The sequence below is a fragment of the Marinobacterium aestuarii genome (assembly GCF_001651805.1).
GTDB classification, from domain to species: domain Bacteria; phylum Pseudomonadota; class Gammaproteobacteria; order Pseudomonadales; family Balneatricaceae; genus Marinobacterium_A; species Marinobacterium_A aestuarii.
Window position 1 is genome coordinate 255,679 of record NZ_CP015839.1, and the last position, 18,616, is coordinate 274,294.

The 18,616-nt window shown below is 59.4% G+C and carries 17 protein-coding genes; 11 read left to right on the forward strand and 6 right to left on the reverse strand.

Translation table 11 applies throughout. The features are described 5' to 3' along the window. Positions 1–291 precede the first annotated feature (291 nt). The 4 genes from A8C75_RS01070 (at position 292) to A8C75_RS01085 (ending at position 4,617) form a co-directional block, all read left to right on the forward strand. On the forward strand, positions 292–1,305 hold the full coding sequence (locus A8C75_RS01070) for an ArsJ-associated glyceraldehyde-3-phosphate dehydrogenase (RefSeq protein WP_067376870.1): 1,014 nt from the start codon (positions 292–294) through the stop codon (positions 1,303–1,305). A 1-nt stretch (position 1,306) separates the two neighbouring features. Continuing rightward, complete coding sequence (arsJ, locus tag A8C75_RS01075) at positions 1,307–2,527, forward strand: organoarsenical effux MFS transporter ArsJ (protein ID WP_067376873.1); 1,221 nt, start codon at positions 1,307–1,309, stop codon at positions 2,525–2,527. A 546-nt stretch (positions 2,528–3,073) separates the two neighbouring features. Continuing rightward, positions 3,074–3,718 carry a GNAT family N-acetyltransferase gene (locus A8C75_RS01080; RefSeq protein ID WP_227819803.1) on the forward strand — a complete coding sequence of 215 codons (645 nt, stop codon included), beginning with the start codon at positions 3,074–3,076 and terminating at the stop codon, positions 3,716–3,718. Next, a complete protein-coding gene (locus A8C75_RS01085) occupies positions 3,715–4,617 on the forward strand; it encodes a carbon-nitrogen hydrolase family protein (RefSeq protein WP_067376876.1) in 903 nt (300 codons plus the stop codon). The genes A8C75_RS01080 and A8C75_RS01085 overlap by 4 nt, the downstream gene beginning before the upstream one ends. On the opposite strand, the gene A8C75_RS01090 is transcribed toward A8C75_RS01085, so the two are convergent. Continuing rightward, on the reverse strand, positions 4,611–4,940 hold the full coding sequence (locus A8C75_RS01090) for a DOPA 4,5-dioxygenase family protein (protein ID WP_067376879.1): 330 nt from the start codon (positions 4,938–4,940) through the stop codon (positions 4,611–4,613). The genes A8C75_RS01085 and A8C75_RS01090 overlap by 7 nt on opposite strands. A gap of 28 nt (positions 4,941–4,968) precedes the next feature. Further along, positions 4,969–5,382, reverse strand: coding sequence for a hypothetical protein (locus A8C75_RS01095; RefSeq protein ID WP_067376882.1), 414 nt, complete (start codon positions 5,380–5,382; stop codon positions 4,969–4,971). Positions 5,383–5,475: 93 nt separating this feature from the next. Between A8C75_RS01095 and A8C75_RS01100 the strand changes: the two genes are divergently transcribed. After that, the gene (locus A8C75_RS01100) at positions 5,476–5,712 is read left to right on the forward strand and encodes a GlsB/YeaQ/YmgE family stress response membrane protein (protein WP_067376885.1); all 237 of its coding nucleotides are present in this window, start codon (positions 5,476–5,478) and stop codon (positions 5,710–5,712) included. A gap of 474 nt (positions 5,713–6,186) precedes the next feature. Here the strand turns inward: A8C75_RS01100 and purT are convergent, their stop codons facing one another. The 4 genes from purT to A8C75_RS01120 all read right to left on the reverse strand — a co-directional run bounded on the left by purT (position 6,187) and on the right by A8C75_RS01120 (position 11,691). Continuing rightward, positions 6,187–7,362, reverse strand: coding sequence for a formate-dependent phosphoribosylglycinamide formyltransferase (gene purT / locus A8C75_RS01105; RefSeq protein ID WP_067376888.1), 1,176 nt, complete (start codon positions 7,360–7,362; stop codon positions 6,187–6,189). Between the two features lie 406 nt (positions 7,363–7,768). Next, positions 7,769–10,339: an ATP-dependent chaperone ClpB gene (gene clpB, locus A8C75_RS01110; RefSeq protein WP_067376891.1), complete on the reverse strand. Its 2,571-nt coding sequence runs from the start codon at positions 10,337–10,339 to the stop codon at positions 7,769–7,771. 172 nt (positions 10,340–10,511) lie between these two features. Further along, complete coding sequence (locus A8C75_RS01115) at positions 10,512–11,138, reverse strand: M15 family metallopeptidase (protein ID WP_067376894.1); 627 nt, start codon at positions 11,136–11,138, stop codon at positions 10,512–10,514. Positions 11,139–11,193: 55 nt separating this feature from the next. Continuing rightward, entirely contained in the window at positions 11,194–11,691 is a 498-nt protein-coding gene (locus tag A8C75_RS01120; RefSeq protein ID WP_067376897.1) for a MarR family winged helix-turn-helix transcriptional regulator, read from the reverse strand. Between the two features lie 322 nt (positions 11,692–12,013). Here A8C75_RS01120 and ectA point away from each other — a divergent pair, with 322 nt between their 5' ends. From ectA to A8C75_RS01150, 6 genes are all read left to right on the forward strand, one after another. Further along, a complete protein-coding gene (gene ectA / locus A8C75_RS01125; RefSeq protein WP_067376900.1) occupies positions 12,014–12,529 on the forward strand; it encodes a diaminobutyrate acetyltransferase in 516 nt (171 codons plus the stop codon). Positions 12,530–12,540: 11 nt separating this feature from the next. Next, positions 12,541–13,818, forward strand: a complete 1,278-nt coding sequence (gene ectB, locus A8C75_RS01130; RefSeq protein WP_067376903.1) for a diaminobutyrate--2-oxoglutarate transaminase — start codon at positions 12,541–12,543, stop codon at positions 13,816–13,818. Positions 13,819–13,831: 13 nt separating this feature from the next. Continuing rightward, a complete protein-coding gene (locus A8C75_RS01135; protein WP_067376906.1) occupies positions 13,832–14,227 on the forward strand; it encodes an ectoine synthase in 396 nt (131 codons plus the stop codon). A 93-nt stretch (positions 14,228–14,320) separates the two neighbouring features. Further along, positions 14,321–15,247 carry an ectoine hydroxylase gene (gene thpD, locus A8C75_RS01140; RefSeq protein ID WP_067376909.1) on the forward strand — a complete coding sequence of 309 codons (927 nt, stop codon included), beginning with the start codon at positions 14,321–14,323 and terminating at the stop codon, positions 15,245–15,247. Between the two features lie 66 nt (positions 15,248–15,313). Beyond that, complete coding sequence (locus A8C75_RS01145; protein ID WP_067376912.1) at positions 15,314–16,744, forward strand: aspartate kinase; 1,431 nt, start codon at positions 15,314–15,316, stop codon at positions 16,742–16,744. 248 nt (positions 16,745–16,992) lie between these two features. Next, entirely contained in the window at positions 16,993–18,237 is a 1,245-nt protein-coding gene (locus A8C75_RS01150; protein WP_120785160.1) for an EAL and HDOD domain-containing protein, read from the forward strand. Positions 18,238–18,616 lie beyond the last annotated feature (379 nt).

Below are 18,616 nucleotides of genomic sequence, written 5' to 3' on the forward strand. Positions count from 1 at the left end.
ATTGGTGGATTGGCCCTGCACGCTGATCACGAATCACGAATCACGAATCACGAATCACGAATCACGAATCACGAATCACGAATCACGGGTCGTAATTGGTCATTAGTAATTAGTCATTGGTACAAGGCAGCAGATAGCCAGCGAATCACGATTTACGATTTACCAATGGCGAATCACAACCAACACATGTCCCGAAATTCGAAAACTCTCCTGAAAACCGCTCCTGCGTTTTCAGGATTTCCGCCATCCATGGCGGTCATTCCAGGCGACGCGGCCTGAGGGAAAAACGTTATGACGATCAAGATTGGTATTAACGGCTTTGGCCGCATGGGGCGGCTGGCGCTGCGAGCGGCCTGGGGCTGGCCGGAAGTGGAGTTCGTGCAGATTAATGATCCTGCGGGTGATGCTGCAACCCTGGCGCACTTACTGACCTTCGATTCGATTCATGGCCGCTGGCAGCATGAAGCCGGCAGCGAGGCTGATGCCATTCTGGTAGACGGGCAGCGTATTCGCACCAGTGGTAACAAGGTGATCGGTGAGACTGACTGGTCGGGCTGCGATCTGGTGATAGAGGCGTCCGGCAAGATGAAAACCCGTGCGCTGCTGCAGGCTTATCTGGATCAGGGCGTGAAGCGGGTGCTGGTGACGGCGCCGGTGAAAGAGCCCGGGGTGCTGAATATGGTGATGGGCGTGAACCATGGCCTCTACGATCCGGCGCAGCACCGCATAGTCACGGCAGCCTCCTGCACTACTAACTGTCTGGCACCGGTGGTCAAGGTGATCCAGCAGGGGTTGGGCATTCGCCATGGCTCCATCACCACTATCCATGATCTGACTAACACCCAGACCATACTCGATGCGCCGCACAAGGATCTGCGTCGCGCCCGCGCCTGCGGTACCAGTCTGATCCCGACCACCACGGGTTCTGCCACGGCCATTACCGAGATCTTTCCCGAGCTCAAGGGGCGCCTGAACGGCCACGCCATTCGGGTGCCGCTGGCCAATGCCTCCATCACCGACTGCGTGTTCGAGGTCGAGCGTACCACCACGGTGGAGGAAGTGAACGCCTTGCTGAAGCAGGCGGCCGAAAACGAACTCAAGGGCATTCTCGGTTACGAGGAGCGCCCGCTGGTATCGGTGGATTACAAGACAGATCCGCGCTCCAGTATTATTGATGCCCTCTCGACTCTGGTGATCAACGGCACCCAGGTGAAACTCTATGCCTGGTACGACAACGAGTGGGGTTACGCCAACCGGGTGGCGGAGCTGGCGCGCATGCTGGGCCTGCGGGATCAGAGCGCCTGACATGCTGGCTTCGCTTTCAGACGGAGTGCGTCAGTATCTGCTGGTGACGGCCAACTACTGGGCTTTCACCCTCACCGACGGCGCCCTGCGCATGCTGGTGGTGCTGCATTTCCACGGCCTGGGTTATAGCCCGCTGCAGATTGCGCTGCTGTTTCTGTTCTATGAGCTGTTCGGCGTGGTGACCAATCTGCTGGGAGGCTGGCTGGGTGCGCGCCTGGGTCTGAATCGCACCATGAATCTGGGCCTGGCGCTGCAGGTGGTGGCGCTGGCCATGCTGTTAGTGCCGGCACCGAGCCTGACGGTGGCCTGGGTGATGGCAGCCCAGGCGCTGTCGGGTATCGCCAAGGATCTGAACAAGATGAGCGCCAAGAGCGCCATCAAGCTGCTGGTGCCGGGGGAGGCCCAGGGCGCGCTCTATCGCTGGGTCGCACTGCTGACAGGCTCCAAGAATGCGCTCAAGGGCGTGGGTTTTTTCCTCGGCGGTGCCTTGCTCAGCCTGCTGGGGTTTCAGCTGGCGGTGGCTGTGATGGCGGTGATGTTGGCGCTGGTCTGGCTCGGCAGTGTTGTGTTGCTTAAAAAGGACCTGGGGCGGGCCAGGGTCAAGCCGAAATTCCGCGATCTGTTCTCCAAGAGCGCGGCGATCAACCGGTTGTCGGCGGCGCGGCTGTTTCTGTTTGGCGCTAGGGATGTCTGGTTCGTGGTGGCGCTGCCGGTGTTTCTGGCGACGTCCCTGGGCTGGGATCACTGGTCCGTGGGCAGCTTTCTGGCGCTCTGGGTCATTGGCTATGGGCTGGTGCAGTCCGCTGCCCCCTGGTTCACAGGCCGCAAGTCCGGGCGGGTGCCGGACGGGCGTAGCGCCTTTGTCTGGGCACTGGTGCTCTCGCTGCTGCCGGCGGCCATCGCCCTGGGGCTTGATACCGGGCTGGATACCGCCACTGTGCTGCTCGGAGGCCTGATGCTGTTTGGCGTGCTCTTTGCGATCAACTCATCCCTGCACAGCTATCTGATCGTCAGCTACGCTAGCCGCGACGGAGTCTCGCTGGATGTGGGCTTTTACTACATGGCCAATGCCATGGGGCGCCTGATCGGCACACTGCTGTCGGGCTGGCTGTACCAAACCGCAGGTCTGGAAGCCTGCCTCTGGGTATCGAGTCTGTTCGTCGGCTTGGCCGCACTGCTGTCTGTCGGCTTGCCGCGCAGTGGCCAAGAAGGGGCAAGGTGAAAGGTTGGAAAGCAGGTTAAAGGGGGGGAAGCAGGGGAAAGGTTAAAGGTGAAAGCAGGTGGTTGGTAATTGGTAAATAGTTATTGGTAATTGGTGGATTGGCCCTGCACGCTGATCACGAATCACGAATCACGAATCACGAATCACGAATCACGAATCACGAATCACGAATCACGAATCACGAATCACGAATCACGAATCACGAATCACGAATCACGAATCACGAATCACGAATCACGAATCACGAATCACGAATCACGAATCACGAATCACGAATCACTGGTCGTAATTGGTTATTAGTAAATAGTAATTGGTGAAAAGCAGGAAGCTACAACAGACGGATGTTCTACGAATCACGGGACGTTATTAGTCATTGGTAAATCGTTATTATAAATAACTTTCAGAATAAACGCTTCGAATTACCAATAACTAATCACCAATTACTACTCACTACGAATCACGAATCACGCAGATGTCGCTTCCAGTCAGGTGCGGATATGCCAGCGTGGTATAACAGGCGTTTTGGCGTAACAGGAGAGCGTTTCGATGACGGGCAGCGCCGGGCAAGTCGACCCCATGCAGAATAACCCAAGCGCGGGCGCAACCGTGCAGGTCAAGGTCATCCGTGGCGCTGATATAGGGCCCTATGTGGCGGACCTGGCGCGGCTGCGCATCAGCGTGTTTCGTGCCTTTCCGTACCTGTACGATGGCGATCTGGACTACGAACGCGACTATATCAGCCGTTATTCGGCGTCGCTGTGCAGTCTGTTTGTGCTGGCGCTGGATGGCGAGCGTGTGGTGGGCGTTGCTACCGGCGTACCGCTGGCGGATGAGGCCGAGGCGTTCAAGCGTCCGTTTGAGGACGCCGGGCACGCTACCGAGAATATTTTCTATTTCGGCGAGTCGGTGCTGTTATCCGAGTATCGCGGCCAGGGTCTGGGCGTGCGCTTTTTTGCCGAACGCGAGCGCCATGCCAGGGCGCTGGGGCTGCGTGTCTGTGCCTTTTGCGCCGTGGAGCGCGAGGAGGACCATCCGCGCCGCCCGACGGACTATGTGCCGCTGAATGGATTCTGGCACAAACGAGGTTATCGCCATGCACCTCAGCTGCGCACCCAATTGAGCTGGAAGGACATAGGTGAGGAGAGCGAGTCGCTCAAGTCGCTGTCGTTCTGGCTGAGGACGCTGGCATGAGCCGCGTGACGCTGGCCGCCTGCCAGTACGTTATCGCGCTGCTGCCGGACTGGGATAGCTATGAATCTCATTTGCGGGCGCTGGTGGATGATGCGGTGGGCCAGGGCGCGAGCCTGCTGCTGTTGCCCGAATATGCCGGCATGGCGCTGAGCGGGCAGTTGCCGGAGGCGGTACGCAGTGATCTGCAGGCGTCCATCGCCCAGCTGCAACCGCTGATTCCGCGCTGGCTGGCACTGTGCGAGTCGCTGGCCCGGGAGCACGGTATCTGGCTGTGTCCGGGGTCGGTGGCGGTGCTGGATACGGATGGCATCTACCGTAACCGCTGCTGGCTGTTTGGCCCCGATGGCATGGCCGGGCATCAGGACAAGCTGATCATGACGCGTTTTGAACGCGAGCAATGGCTGATTGGTGCGGGCTCCGGCCTGCGTGTGTTTGAAACAGCCTTTGGTCGAGTCGGCATTTTGATCTGCTACGACACCGAATTTCCGCTGCTGGGACGCAGGCTCACCGAGGCTGGCGTCGATCTGATTCTGGCGCCGAGCTGCACCGATACCCGCGCAGGCTTTCACCGTGTACGCATTGGTTGCCAGGCGCGGGCGCTGGAGGGACAGGTGGCGGTGCTGCAGGCGCCGACGGCGGGTCTGGCACCCTGGTCGCCAGCGCTGGATATCAATACCGGCCGGGCGGCGCTCTATCTGCCGCCGGATTACGGTCTGCCGGATGATGGCGTGCTGGCCCAGAGCGCGTCGGAAAACACCGCGCAATCGAACTGGCTGCTGTGCGAGCTGGATTTTGCCGCCCTGCATGACGTGCGTCTGCGGGGCCAGGTCATGACCCGGCGCGACTGGCCCGAGCAGCTGGACGGACGCGCCGAGCTGGTCGTCGAAAGCGCTTACTGAAAAATACTCAGATCCAGTGGCAGCATGGCGCCCATCCAGATGGCGTGGTCGGTGTGATCTTTGAGATCGTCATCCGTCACCAGGTGGCAGAAGATGGTCAGGCCGTTGCGGTGCTGGGCCAGCCAGGCGAGGCTGGCGCCGAAGTTGTCGATACTGTCGGACAGCTGGCAGCTCCAGCGCGGGTGTGGCCCGACCGGCTTGCAGTGTACCCGGCCTACCCGCAGCCCAAGGATCTCGCCGGCCTGCTGGCACAGATCGGTGGCCTGCGATTGTGTCTGGGCATCAAAGTAAACATGGGCGTGAAAGGCCTTGGCCGGGGTCATGGAATGTCCTCGTTGCTTGGGTGACAGTTCAGCGCTCAGGTGCTCGGCTTGTCAGCATCTGGCGCAGCACGGCGGCGGGATCCCGGGGCAGCTGTGCCGGCAGCGTCAGCAGCGGGATCTTCAGCCGGGCGATTTCATCGAGCATTGTAGCGTCTATAGCCGGCCGGGCGTTGTCTTCTACCTGCAGCAGGGCGCAGGCCCGGTGCTTTTGCAGCAGCGCCAGCAGTTCGCTGGGATAATGCACCGGGGCATCGCCGATACGGGTGCGGTGGTTCCAGGGCTCGTCATCGATAAAGACGCGAATTCGAAAGGCGCTGCCCTCGCTGAGGGCGCCGTGCCAGCGGTGGCAGCCGGAGTCGATGCCCAGCATGATCAGGCTGCGGCAGCGATCGGGACGCCACCGCGCCAGAAGTCGCTGCCAGATTGATGTTGCCGGGCTCATGAATCTGTCCTCGAAGCTGTGCCACTGTTCTGCGCTGTGGATAAGTTTGCTGTGTATACTGGTGCCTGATTTGATTTTACAGGGAGTGGACGCATGGGCATTCTGATTTTTCTGCTGATCGGCGCCATTGCCGGCTGGCTGGCGGGCACCATCATGAAGGGGCGCGGCTTCGGGCTGGTCGGCAACATAGTACTGGGTATCGTTGGCGCCGTGGTCGGCGGCCTGCTGTTTGATCTTCTGGGCGTGCGCAGTGGCGGCTTTGTGGGCTCCATCATCACCGCGACCCTCGGCGCCGTGATACTGCTGTACGGCGCCCGCCTGCTGCGGTAAAAAGCAGGTCAAAGGAGAAAGGGGCAAGCCGGTGGCCTGTGACGGGTCATTGGTAATTGGTAAATAGTGATTGGTAATTGGTCATTCGAGCACCCATCGTGGCTGCTCTTGCTAATTACGAGTTACTACTCACCAATCACCGGCTGTCATTGGTAGTGAATGGTGATGGGTTGGCGTAACCTGATCACGAATCACGAATCACGAATCACGAATCACGAATCACGAATCACGAATCACGAATCACGAATCACGAATCACGAATCACGAATCACGAATCACGGGTCGTCATTGGTCATTAGTAATTAGTCATAGGTGCAAGACAAGCGCTAACCGTTGGGCTGCAATTCACGAGTGACCAATCACCATTAACCGGGCGTCATTAGTCATTCGGAAGAGCGGTCGGCTTACGCGCTTTGAATTACGAATGACGCCCTTTTACCTTGCCACTTTCACCTGGCTATTTTCCACTGTATCTCAATAGCTTATCTTGATTTTTCCGGCAGCTTCCAGTGCGCGGGCGATGGCGGTGTCGATGCTGTCTGCCTTGGCAAGAGCGACGCCCAGGCGGCGCTGGCCGTCAATTTCGGGCTTGGCGAACAGGCGCAGCGCGGTGCCGGGCACGGCGAGGGCATCGGCAACACCGTCAAAGCGCAGGTTGCTGGAGTGGCCGTTCCCCAGAATCACCGCCGAGGCGCTCGGGCCCTGCTGGCTGATCTGGCCGATGGGCAGGCCCAGGATAGCGCGCACATGCAGGGCAAATTCCGACATGTCCTGGGAAATGAGCGTCACCAGCCCGGTGTCGTGGGGGCGCGGCGACACTTCGCTGAACCAGACGTTATCGCCCTTGATAAACAGCTCCACGCCGTAAAGTCCGCGTCCTGCCAGGTTCTCCACCAGGCGGCGCGCCAGCTGCTGCGAGCGTTCCAGCGCCAGCGCTGACATGGCCTGGGGCTGCCAGGACTCGCGGTAGTCGCCGTCTTCCTGGCGGTGACCGATGGGGGCGCAGAAGTGGATGCCGTCCACGGCATTGACCGTCAGCAGGGTGATCTCGTAATCAAAATCCACAAAGCCCTCAACGATCACCCGGCCCTTGCCGGCGCGGCCACCCTGCTGGGCGTAGTCCCAGGCGGCGTCGATATCAGCAGGGCTGCGTACCAGGCTCTGGCCCTTGCCGGATGAACTCATCACCGGCTTGATGACGCAGGGAATGCCGATGGCGGCGATGGCGTCGCGGTATTCTTCCAGGGTGTCGGCAAAGCGGTAGGCGGAGGTCGGCAGCTCAAGCTCTTCGGCGGCCAGGCGGCGAATACCTTCGCGGTCCATGGTCAGGCGGGTAGCCCGTGCCGTGGGTACCACGGTGAAGCCTTCCTGTTCCAGCTGCAGCAGGGTCTCTGTAGCCAGCGCCTCGATTTCCGGCACTATCAGATCCGGTTTTTCCTGTTCGATCACCGCCCGCAGGGCAGCACCATCCAGCATGTTGATGGTATGGCTGCGGTGCGCCACCTGCATGGCTGGAGCATTGGCGTAGCGATCGACGGCGATAACCTCGACACCCAGGCGCTGCAGTTCGATAACCACTTCCTTGCCGAGTTCGCCGCAGCCACAGAGCAGGACTCGGGTGGCGCCAGGGGTGAGGGCAGTGCCAAGCATGGGTTCAATTCCGGAATCTGAAAGGGGTGGCTATTGTAGAGCCTGAGCGGGGAGAGGACTAGCCGGGCAGAAGAACGCAGGTGAAAGGGTGAACAGCAGTGAAAGGGGAAAGGGGAAAGCTGGTGGTCCGTGATGGGTAATTGGTTATTGGTAATTGGTTATTCGAAGCACCCATTGTGGCTGCTCTTGCTAATTACGAATTACTACTCACGAATTACCGATCGTCATTGGTAATTAGTGAATGGTGATTGGTTGGCGTAACCTGATCACGAATCACGAATCACGAATCACGAATCACGAATCACGAATCACGAATCACGAATCACGACTAACAAGGAAGGGGGCCGCGGTCTGCTTGCCCCCTTTCAACTTTCCCCTTGCTCCTAGCCTCTGAGCGTCATCGCGGCTAGCGGAAGCTGAACTCGCCGGCTTCCACGTCCACGGCGATTTCGTGGCCCGGCGGGTAGGCGCCGGCGAGGATGCTCTGGGCCAGGGGGTTTTCGATCCAGCGCTGGATGGCGCGTTTCAGCGGCCGGGCGCCATAGACGGGTTCGAAGCCGACTTCGACCAGCTTGTCCATGGCGGTGCTGGTCAGCGTGAGGGTAAGATCGCGTTCGGCCAGGCGTTTGCGCAGCCGGTCGAGCTGGACTTCGGCGATGCCGGCCACCTGTTCACGGCGCAGGCTGTGGAAGACCACGACCTCGTCGATGCGGTTAATGACTTCGGGGCGAAAATGCGCGCTCACCGACTCCATTACCGCGGCCTGCATCAGGCTGTAGTCGTCATCGTCGCTGAAGTTCTGGATCAGGTCGGAGCCCAGGTTCGAGGTCATTACCACTATGGTATTGCGGAAATCCACCGTGCGGCCCTGACCGTCGGTGAGGCGGCCGTCTTCCAGTACCTGCAGCAGTATGTTGAACACATCCGGGTGTGCCTTTTCGACTTCGTCGAGCAGCAGCACCGAGTAGGGCTTGCGGCGTACGGCCTCGGTGAGATAGCCGCCTTCCTCGTAACCGACATAGCCCGGAGGGGCGCCTATCAGGCGGGCCACCGAGTGTTTTTCCATGAATTCGGACATGTCGATGCGCACCATGGCGTCATCGGTGTCGAACAGGAAGCTGGCCAGGGTTTTGCAAAGTTCGGTCTTGCCGACGCCGGTGGGCCCCAGGAACAGGAAGCTGCCGTTGGGGCGGTTGGGGTCCGACAGGCCGGCACGGGAGCGGCGCACGGCATTGGCGACGGCGACTACGGCTTCGTTCTGGCCGATCACGCGCTGGTGCAGCGCCTCTTCCATGCGCAGCAGCTTTTCCCGCTCGCCTTCGAGCATCTTGCTGATGGGGATGCCGGTCCAGCGGGAGACCACTTCGGCCACTTCTTCCTCGGTGACCTTGTTGCGCAGCAGGGTGGTTTCCCTGGGCTCCTGCTTGTCGGCGGCGGCGAGTTGCTTTTCGAGCTCCGGGATCTGGCCATACTGCAGCTCGGACATGCGGGTCAGGTCGCCGGCGCGGCGCGCCTGCTCCATCTCAACGCGGGCTTGGTCCAGCTGCTCCTTGATGTGCTGGGAGCCCTGCAGGGTGGCCTTTTCGGCTTTCCAGATTTCTTCGAAATCGGCGTACTCGCGCTCCAGCTTGGCGATATTCTGCACCAGCTCCTCCAGCCGCTTGCGTGATGCCTCGTCGGTTTCCTTCTTCAGGGCTTCGCGCTCCATCTTCAGCTGAATCAGGCGCCGCTCGAGGCGGTCCATGTCTTCGGGCTTGGAGTCCATTTCCATGCGAATGCGCGAGCCGGCTTCGTCGATCAGATCGATAGCCTTGTCGGGCAGCTGGCGGTCGGTGATATAGCGCTGGCTCAGGCGTGCGGCGGCGATAATGGCCGAGTCGGTGATATCGACGCCGTGGTGGATTTCGTAGCGTTCCTTCAGGCCGCGCAGGATGGCGATGGTGTCTTCTTCGCTGGGTTCATCGACGATGATTTTCTGGAAACGGCGCTCCAGGGCGGCGTCCTTCTCAACGTACTGGCGGTACTCGTTCAGGGTGGTGGCGCCGACGCAGTGCAGTTCACCCCGGGCCAGGGCGGGCTTGAGCATGTTGCCGGCATCCATGGCACCTTCGGCCTTGCCGGCGCCAACCATGGTGTGCAGTTCGTCGATAAAGAGGATGATCTGGCCTTCCTGCTTGGCCAGCTCGTTCAGCAGGGCCTTGAGGCGTTCCTCGAATTCGCCGCGGAACTTGGCACCGGCGATCAGGGCGCCCATGTCCAGTGACAGCACGCGCTTGTGTTTCAGGCCTTCGGGCACTTCGCCATTGACGATGCGCTGGGCCAGGCCCTCGGCGATGGCGGTCTTGCCGACGCCGGGCTCGCCGATCAGCACCGGGTTGTTCTTGGTGCGGCGCTGCAGTACCTGGATGGTGCGGCGGATTTCCTCGTCGCGGCCGATGACCGGATCCAGCTTGCCGGACTCGGCCCGTTCGGTCAGGTCGATGCAGTATTTGTCCAGCGCCTGGCGGGATTCCTCGGCATTGGGGTCCTGCACGCTTTCACCACCACGCATCTGATTGATTGCCTCTTCGAGTTTGGGTTTGCTGACACCGGCGTCACGCAGCAGTTTGCCGGCCTCGCCCTTGTCATCGAACATGGCCAGCAGTATCAGTTCGCTGGCGATGTACTGGTCGCCGCGCTGCTGGGCCAGCTTGTCGGTGAGGTTGAACAGCCGTGCCATGTTCTGCGACAGGCGGATTTCGCCGTCCGGGCTCTGTACCTGGGGCAGGCGCTCCAGGGCCTGGCCGAGCTTTTGTGTCAGCGCCTGCAGGTTGGCGCCGGCGCGGGACAGCAGTGGCCGGATGGAGCCGTCCGTCTGTTCGATAAAGGCCGCCAGCAGGTGCAGCGGTTCCATCATGTTGTGGTCCCGGCCGACGGCGAGCGATTGGGCGTCGGACAGGGCTTCCTGCAGCTTGGAGGTGAATTTGTCGGGTCGCATGGAGCCTCCTCAAGTCGGAATCGACCAGTGATGGCTCAGTATATGGAGTCAAATCCACAGAACATCAAGGGGTAAGGGAAAAGCAGGGGGAAGAGCAGGTTCAAGGCGCTTTAAGCTTTCAGCCGTAAGCTGTCAGCTTACGGCTTACGGCTTACGGCTGAAAGCTGCCGGTTTAGCGGATTGGAATATCGAAGGCCGTATGGGGATAGGGTTCGTCGCGCAGGGTGAAGTGCCACCATTCGTGGTGAAAGGGGATGAAGCCTGCGTCGACCATCAGCTGTTGCAGCAGCAGGCGGTTGGCGCGGGCCTGCAGCGGCAGGCGGTCGTAGTCGAGCCAGGACTCAGGGCCGAAAAAATCGAATATGGTGCCCATATCCAGTTCTGCGCTGCGATCGTCGCTGTTATTGAGCGATACGATGGTCAGGTCGACGGTGCTGCCGCGGCTGTGGCTGGAGCTTTTGCTCAGATAGCCTTCACTGAACAGTTCGGCCTTTTCCAGGCTGGGGTAGTAACGGGCCTTGAGTGCGGCCTCGCAGGGGCTGTCGCACCAGCGCAGAAAATGGTCGACCGCGCGCTGGGGGCGATAGGCATCGAATATTTTCAGTCCCAGATCAAAGCGCGCCAGAGTCCGCTGCACGCCGACCAGCGCCAGGGCGGCGGGTTCGGTGAGCCAGGCTTTGGGGGCTTCGTAACCATCCACCGGCGTGCCCATGAAGTTGTCGCTGGAGCAGTACTTCAGGTCCAGCACTATGCCCGGCAGCTGATCGGTGAGGTCGACAAAGGGCTGGGCTGGGCTCACTGCGGGTTCCTTGTGCTAGCTGGATGTGGGCCGCGCCGCGCAGGGGCGGCGGCAATCAGTCGTGTTTGTCGCCATCCATGGAGGAGCGCGCCAGATCGCCGATATCAAATACCGGTGCGGCATCTATATCCAGTGCGTTGATGATGCCCGCCACACGCTCCAGCGAGGTGATGACCATTGACTGTTCCCACTGCTCCATGGCCTCGAACTTGCTGATAAAGAGGTCCTGCAGGGACGTCGGTGAGTTCGCCAGCAGGCGGGTGCCGGTCTCGGACAGGCAGGCCCACACCTTGCGCTTGTCGTGGCTGTCGCGCAGGCGTTCGACCAGTAGCTTCTTTTCCAGCCGGTCGAGGATGCTGGTGACCGTGGCCTGGGCCAGATTCATTTCCCGCGCCAGCAGGCCAATGGTCATGGAGCCGCCCTCGTGCAGCGTTTGCATGGTCAGCAGCTGCGGCAGGGTGAGCCCGCTCACCCGGCTGAGTTGCTTGTCGTGCAGGTCGGTCGCACGAATGATCTGGCGGATCAGGATAAGGGCGGACTGGCTTTTGCTCATGTGGGCTCGGGCGCTGGATCGGTGGTGAGGGGCTGTTGCCGTCTTTTTACGGCCTTGCCGATAATAAAGCAACGACTGCCGTCTGGGCTGCTGCGCGGGATCAGGCTATCTATATCGTAATGCTATGTACTTCTTTGCATGGTTGACTGGTTGTCCAATAAAAATATTTCGTGTTGCTAACTATTTTTTGTGCCTGGATTGCGCGACATCATACTGTAACTTTCTGTATTAGCCTAGTTTTTAGCCACATACTGCGGTTGATGTTCTGGTTGGGATATGTTTTATAATAAAAAGCATCGTAATACGAAAAGTTATGTACCCTATGGAAGTTGATTTAATAAAGTTTCGCAAACCCAGTGGTCTTGATGGTCACGGGCTCCACCAGCTGATCGCCCGCTGTGCTCCGCTGGATACCAATTCGGTTTATTGCAATCTGCTGCAATGTACTGACTTCGCCGATACGGCGATCGCAGCCCAGGGGCCTGACGGGCAACTGCTGGGCTTTATTTCGGGCTACCGTCCTCCGGGACGTGAAGACACCCTCTTCGTCTGGCAGGTGGCGGTCGACGAAACCGCCCGCGGACTGGGCCTTGGCAGCCGCATGCTGCTGGCGCTGGTCCGGCGTCTTGCACCCCAGGGTGTACGCCATATAGAAACCACGATTTCACCCGGCAATGATGCGTCCGAAGCCCTGTTTCGCAAGGTGTTCGGTGTGCTCAATGCCCCCTGGGATAGGCAGCTGCTGTTTTCCCGCGAGGCCCACTTTGCAGGTCAGCATGATGACGAAATGCTGTACCGCGCCGGCCCCTTCGCGCTGCCCATCCCTTCACAGGCTTAATTGGAGAAACAATGAATATTTTTGAACAGAATGAATCCGCTATTCGCAGCTATTGCAGGTCTTTCCCGGTCGTTTTCAAGCAGGCCAAGGGCGCCGAGCTGATACTGCGAGACGGTGAGCGTTACATCGATTTCCTCGCCGGAGCCGGCACGCTGAACTACGGTCACAACAACCCGATCCTGAAGCAGGCGTTGATCGACTACATAGAGTCTGATGGCGTGACCCACGGCCTGGACATGCACACCGACGCCAAGGAAAGCTTTCTGGAAGTGTTCAGTCGCGTCATCCTTGAGCCACGAGACATGGGCGATTGTGTGGTGCAGTTCACCGGCCCCACCGGCTCCAACTCGGTTGAGGCTGCGCTCAAGCTGGCCCGCAAGGTCAAGGGACGTCGCAATATCATCAGTTTCACCAATGGCTTTCACGGTGTGACCACAGGCGCCCTGGCCTGTACCGGCAATCAGCACCACCGTGGCGCTGCTGGCGTCACCCTGGGGGATGTGACCCGCATGCCGTTCGACGGTTATATGGGCGACAAGATGAATACCCTGGCCTATATGGACAAGCTGCTGAGCGATCCGAGCAGCGGCATTGACCACCCGGCGGCGGTGATTGTGGAAACCGTGCAGGGCGAAGGTGGCCTGAATGTGGCTTCCGCTGACTGGATGCGCAAGCTCGAGCGCCTGTGCCGCAAGCACGACATGCTGCTGATTGTGGATGATATTCAGGCGGGCTGTGGCCGCACCGGTTCCTTCTTCAGTTTTGAAGAGATGGGCATCAAGCCCGATATGGTAACGCTGTCCAAGTCACTCAGTGGCTATGGCCTGCCGCTGGCCGTGCTGGTGCTACGCAAGGAGCTGGATCAGTGGGAACCGGGAGAGCACAACGGTACTTTCCGTGGCAACAACCATGCATTCATCACGGCGACCGCCGCCATCGAAGCCTTCTGGAGCGACAACCGCTTCGCCGAGGAAGTGCAGCGCAAGGCCAAACTGGTACGCGAGCGTCTGCAGTCGATCGTGCAGCGTCAGGGCCCCAATTCACTGCGCGTGAAAGGCCGTGGTCTGATGATTGGTATCGAGTGTCCGAACGGCGACATTGCCGCCAGCGTCTGCAGCCGGTCCTTTGCCCGCAATCTGGTGATCGAAACCAGCGGCGCCCTGAACCAAGTGGTGAAATGTCTTTGCCCGCTCACGGTCACCGATGAGCAGATCACCACGGCACTGGATATTCTGGAAGGTGCCTTTGCCGGCGCCATGGCTGAACAGATCGACACCGCGGCATCCTGAGGAGACTGAGCATATGATCGTACGTACATTGCAGGAAGCCGAGCAGAGCGAACGCCGCGTGGTGTCTGACAATTGGGAAAGTACCCGCATGCTGCTCAAGCAGGACAACATGGGGTACTCCTTCCATATCACCACCATCTACGCCGGTACCGAAACGCATATCTGGTATCAGAACCATTTCGAATCGGTGTACTGCATCAGCGGTGAAGGCGAGATTGAAACCCTGGCCGATGGCAAGGTATACCCGATTCGCCCGGGCACGCTCTACAACCTGGACCAGCACGATGAACATCTGCTGCGGGCCTCGTCCGAGCTCAAGCTGGCCTGCGTCTTCAATCCGCCGCTGAACGGGCTGGAAGTACACGACGAAAACGGTGTTTACCCGCTGGAGGCGGATGCCGTTGCCTGATTGACGCCTGAGGCCCGGGCAGAACTTTCCCCCGGGCGTCAGGAGGCGGTCAAAGAATACTGGCTGTACCCCACTTCATTTGCCGGAGAATTCATGAGTTCGCGTCAAGATCTGTACCCGTCCCGTCAGCAGGCTGAGCCTGCCTGGATGGAGCGTCAGGACCCTGTGGTGTATACGCAGGATAGAGCGGAGGCACCGCTGGCGCCCGAGCTGATTGCCCAGTTCGAACGTGACGGTTATATGGTGATCCCCGAACTCTTTTGTGCGGCAGAAGTGGCGGCCATGAGCGCGGAACTTGAGCGCCTGCGCAATGATCCGGCCGTGCTGGCCTCGGATAAAGCCATTCGTGAACCCCAAAGTGGTGCGTTGCGCTCCCTGTTTGAGATTCATTGTCATGGCGGGCTCTTTGCGCGCCTGGCATCGGATGCGCGCCTGGCGGGTTTGGCGCGCTTTATCCTCGGCGGCGATGTGTATATCCATCAGTCGCGCATGAACCTCAAACCGGGATTTGCCGGCAAGGAGTTCTACTGGCACTCCGATTTTGAAACCTGGCACGTGGAAGATGGCATGCCGCGCATGCGTGCGCTCAGTGCCTCTATCCTGCTGACCGACAATGACAGCAACAATGGGCCACTGATGCTGGTGCCGGGCTCTCACCGCCATTACATCGGCTGTGTTGGCAAGACGCCGAAAAGTCATTATCAGTACTCGCTGCGCCGGCAGGAGTTCGGTGTGCCGGATGACGTCAGCCTGAGTCGCATGGTGGGCCGTTACGGCATTGATACCGCCATCGGGCCTGCGGGATCAGTGGTGTTTTTTGACTGCAATACGCTGCACGGTTCCAACAGCAATATTACGCCGGCCCCGCGCAACAACCTGTTCTTTGTGTTCAATCACGTCGAGAATCGCCTGCAGGCCCCGTTTTGTGATCAGCCGCCGCGCCCCGCTTTCATTGCGCAGCGTGAGCCCGTACCGCCGCTGGAAGTACAGCCGCGAACAAATGCGCCTGATTCCGCTTAGGCCCTCCTTTCCTGCTGCCGCAGTTGCTGCGGTGGCATCCAATTTCAAGGGACTTTCCATATCAGTATGCATACGGTAGAAAAAATCGGCGGCACGTCCATGAGCCGCTTTGATGAAGTCATGGAGAATATTCTGCTGGGTGGTCGCAGTGACGACGCCCTTTATAACCGCATCTTTGTGGTATCGGCCTACTCAGGCATGACCAACCTGCTGCTGGAGCACAAGAAAACCGGCGAGCCTGGTGTCTATGCCCGCTTTGCCGACGCCCACAGCGAGGATGCCTGGCTGGATGCGCTGGAAGGCGTGCGCAGCCGCATGGTGCAGAAGAACGCCGAGCTGTTCGACACCGACTATGAGCGCAGCGCCGCAGATCACTTTGTGCAGGAGCGCATCGATGATGCCCGCGACTGCATGCAGAGTCTGCAGCGGCTCTGTACCTATGGTCATTTTCAGCTCGAAGAGCATCTGATGAAGGTGCGTGAAATGCTGGCGGCCATCGGCGAGGCGCACAGTGCGCACAATACGGTGCTGGCACTGCGCAGCCGTGGCGTCAACGCCCGCATGGTGGATCTGACCGGCTGGCATCAGGATGCGCCCATGGAGTTTGAGGATATGGTGCGCAAGGGGTTCGAAAGCATCGATCCTGCCACGGAGCTGGCGGTTGCCACGGGTTATACCCATTGCAAGGCTGGCCTGATGAACACTTATGACCGTGGCTACAGCGAGATTACCTTCGCTGAAATCGCCACCGTGACCTCGGCCCGCGAAGCCATTATCCACAAGGAATACCACCTTAGCAGTGCCGATCCGATGCTGGTCGGCACCGATAAGGTGGTGACCATCGGGCGCACCAACTACGACGTGGCCGATCAGCTGTCGAACCTCGGCATGGAGGCGATTCATCCCAAGGCGGCCAAGTCGCTGCGCCGCGCCGGTGTGGAGCTGCGCATCAAGAATGCGTTTGAGCCCGAGCATGATGGCACCCTGATCAGCCAGTCCTACGTCAGCGATCGGCCCTGTGTCGAGATCGTTGCCGGGCGCAAGGATGTGTTCGGGCTGGAGGTGTTCGATCAGGAGATGCTCGGCGATGTCGGCTACGACATCGAACTGACCCGTCTGCTCAAGCAGCTCAAGCTCTATGTGGTGAACAAGGATTCGGATGCCAACAGCATCACCTACTATGTGTCGGGCTCGCGCAAGATGGTCAACCGGGCAGCCCGGCTGGTGGAGGAGCGCTACAAGGATGCAGAGGTCACGGTGCACAACGTGGCTATCGTGTCCGCCATAGGTTCAGACCTCAAGGTCAAGGGTATGCTGGCGCGCATGATGTCTGCCATGGCCGAAGCGGGCATCAGTGTGCAGGGCGCACACCAGTCGATTCGCCAGGTGCAGATGCAGTGTATCGTGCGGGAGGAGGACTATGCCCAGACCGTGGCCGTACTGCACCGGGCGCTGGTGGAGCGTGAAGGTTACGAGGATGTGATCTCCGCCGCCTGATGGCTCTGCCGGCGTAAGCTCTGGCTTGGCATGCGGGGCAAGCCCCTGAAACAACAGGGGAAGCGCATTAGCCGCAGGTTGAAAACCCGGACGTCGCGTCCGGGTTTTTGCGCTTCTGCGGCCAGCGCTGGATGCCATATTCAGAGGAGAGCTGGCAGGCTTGGCCTGAATTCGATTTTGCCGCGCGTTAGTGTCATTATGGGCCCAGTTTTTTACCAAAACGACTGTGAAACATGGAGTGCCGAGTCGTGAGCGCAGTGCTGAAATCCCTGAATGACGCAGACCAACTGCCCGTGTTGCTGGCGCGGCAGCCCATTTATACCAAGAATCAGGATGTGGTTGCGTTTGAACTCTTGTTCCGCAGTCAGTCCGGTGAGGTCGATCGCTCGATTACCGATGATGCAGCAACCCTGGCGGTCATCACCAACAGCTATTCCAGTGTCTGCAGCGATGGCGAAATCCGTACCCTGCCGTGTTACCTCAAGCTTACCGACAAGGTGTTGCTGAACAGTAACTTCCCCGAGCTTCCCAAGGAGAGCTTCGCGCTTGAGCTGCTCGGTCACACCGAGGTGACGCCCGAACTGCTGGAGCGCCTGAAGCAGCTGGCCAGGACAGGTTATCGATTGGTGCTGGCGGATTATGATCCGAGCAACCCGAAGTTCGAGCCTCTGCTGTCCATCGTGCATGTACTCAAGCTGGATATTCTCAAGCTGGGGCTGCAGGAACTGCCGGAAATAATCCGCAAGCTCAAACCCTATAATCTGGAACTGCTGGCCGACAAGGTCGAAAACAAGGAACAGTTCAGACAGTGTCTTGAAATGGGCTTTTCGCTCTATCAGGGCTATTTCCTGAGCAAGCCGATTCCAGTGCGTGGCAGGAAAATCACCGGCAACAAGGTTGTGCTGCTGCAGCTGCTGGCCGAATTGCAGAACCCGGACACCACGGCGGCCGCGCTGGAGCAGATCGCGGTCAATGACGCGGCTCTGACGTTCAAGATACTCAAGGTGGTGAACTCGGCGGCCTTCAGCCTGAGACGCGAGGTTGAATCCCTGTCCCATGCCATCACGTTGCTGGGGCTGGACCAGATCCGCCGCTGGGTCACTCTGTTCCTCGCCGGTGCCGAACCTGGCAAGCCGGATGAGCTGACCCGCAACATGCTGGTGCGCGGGCGCATGTGCGAGCTGCTGGCAGAACTGATGGGGCGGCCTCATGCGCTGAACTACTTCGTCGTTGGTCTGCTGTCGCAGCTGGATGCCTTACTGGACATCGAGATGAGCGAGCTGATGGAGCAGGTGCCGCTGCAGCAGGAAATCAAGGCGGCGCTGCTAACCCGCGCAGGTATGCTGGGAGAGGTACTGCAGGATGTTGAAGTGTACGAACGGGGTGAGTTCGCCGCGCTGCAGAGGCTCGTGGATCCGTCTTACTACGAGGTCTCCTATCGCCATAGTCTGCTGTGGGCGCAGTCGGTCATGCAGGCCATGTCTGAAGGCTAGGACCTGGAAAAAAGTGAAAGGTGAAAGGTGATTGGTGAATCGTCATTGGTAAGCCGTGAAGCCTGAGTAGTGGGGGCGCTGCTCTACGAATGACTAATCACCAATAACGAATGACAGGAACGGGTGATTGGTGAATCGTAATTGGTAAGCCGTGAAGCCTGAGTAGTGGGGGCGCTGCTCTACGAATGACTAATCACCAATAACGAATGACAGGAACGGGTGATTGGTGAATCGTAATTGGTAAGCCGTGAAGCCTGAGCAGTGGGGGCGCAGCTCTACGAATGACTAATCACCAATAACGAATGACAGGAACGGGTGATTGGTGAATCGTAATTGGTAAGCCGTGAAGCCTGAGCAGTGGGGGCGCAGCTCTACGAAT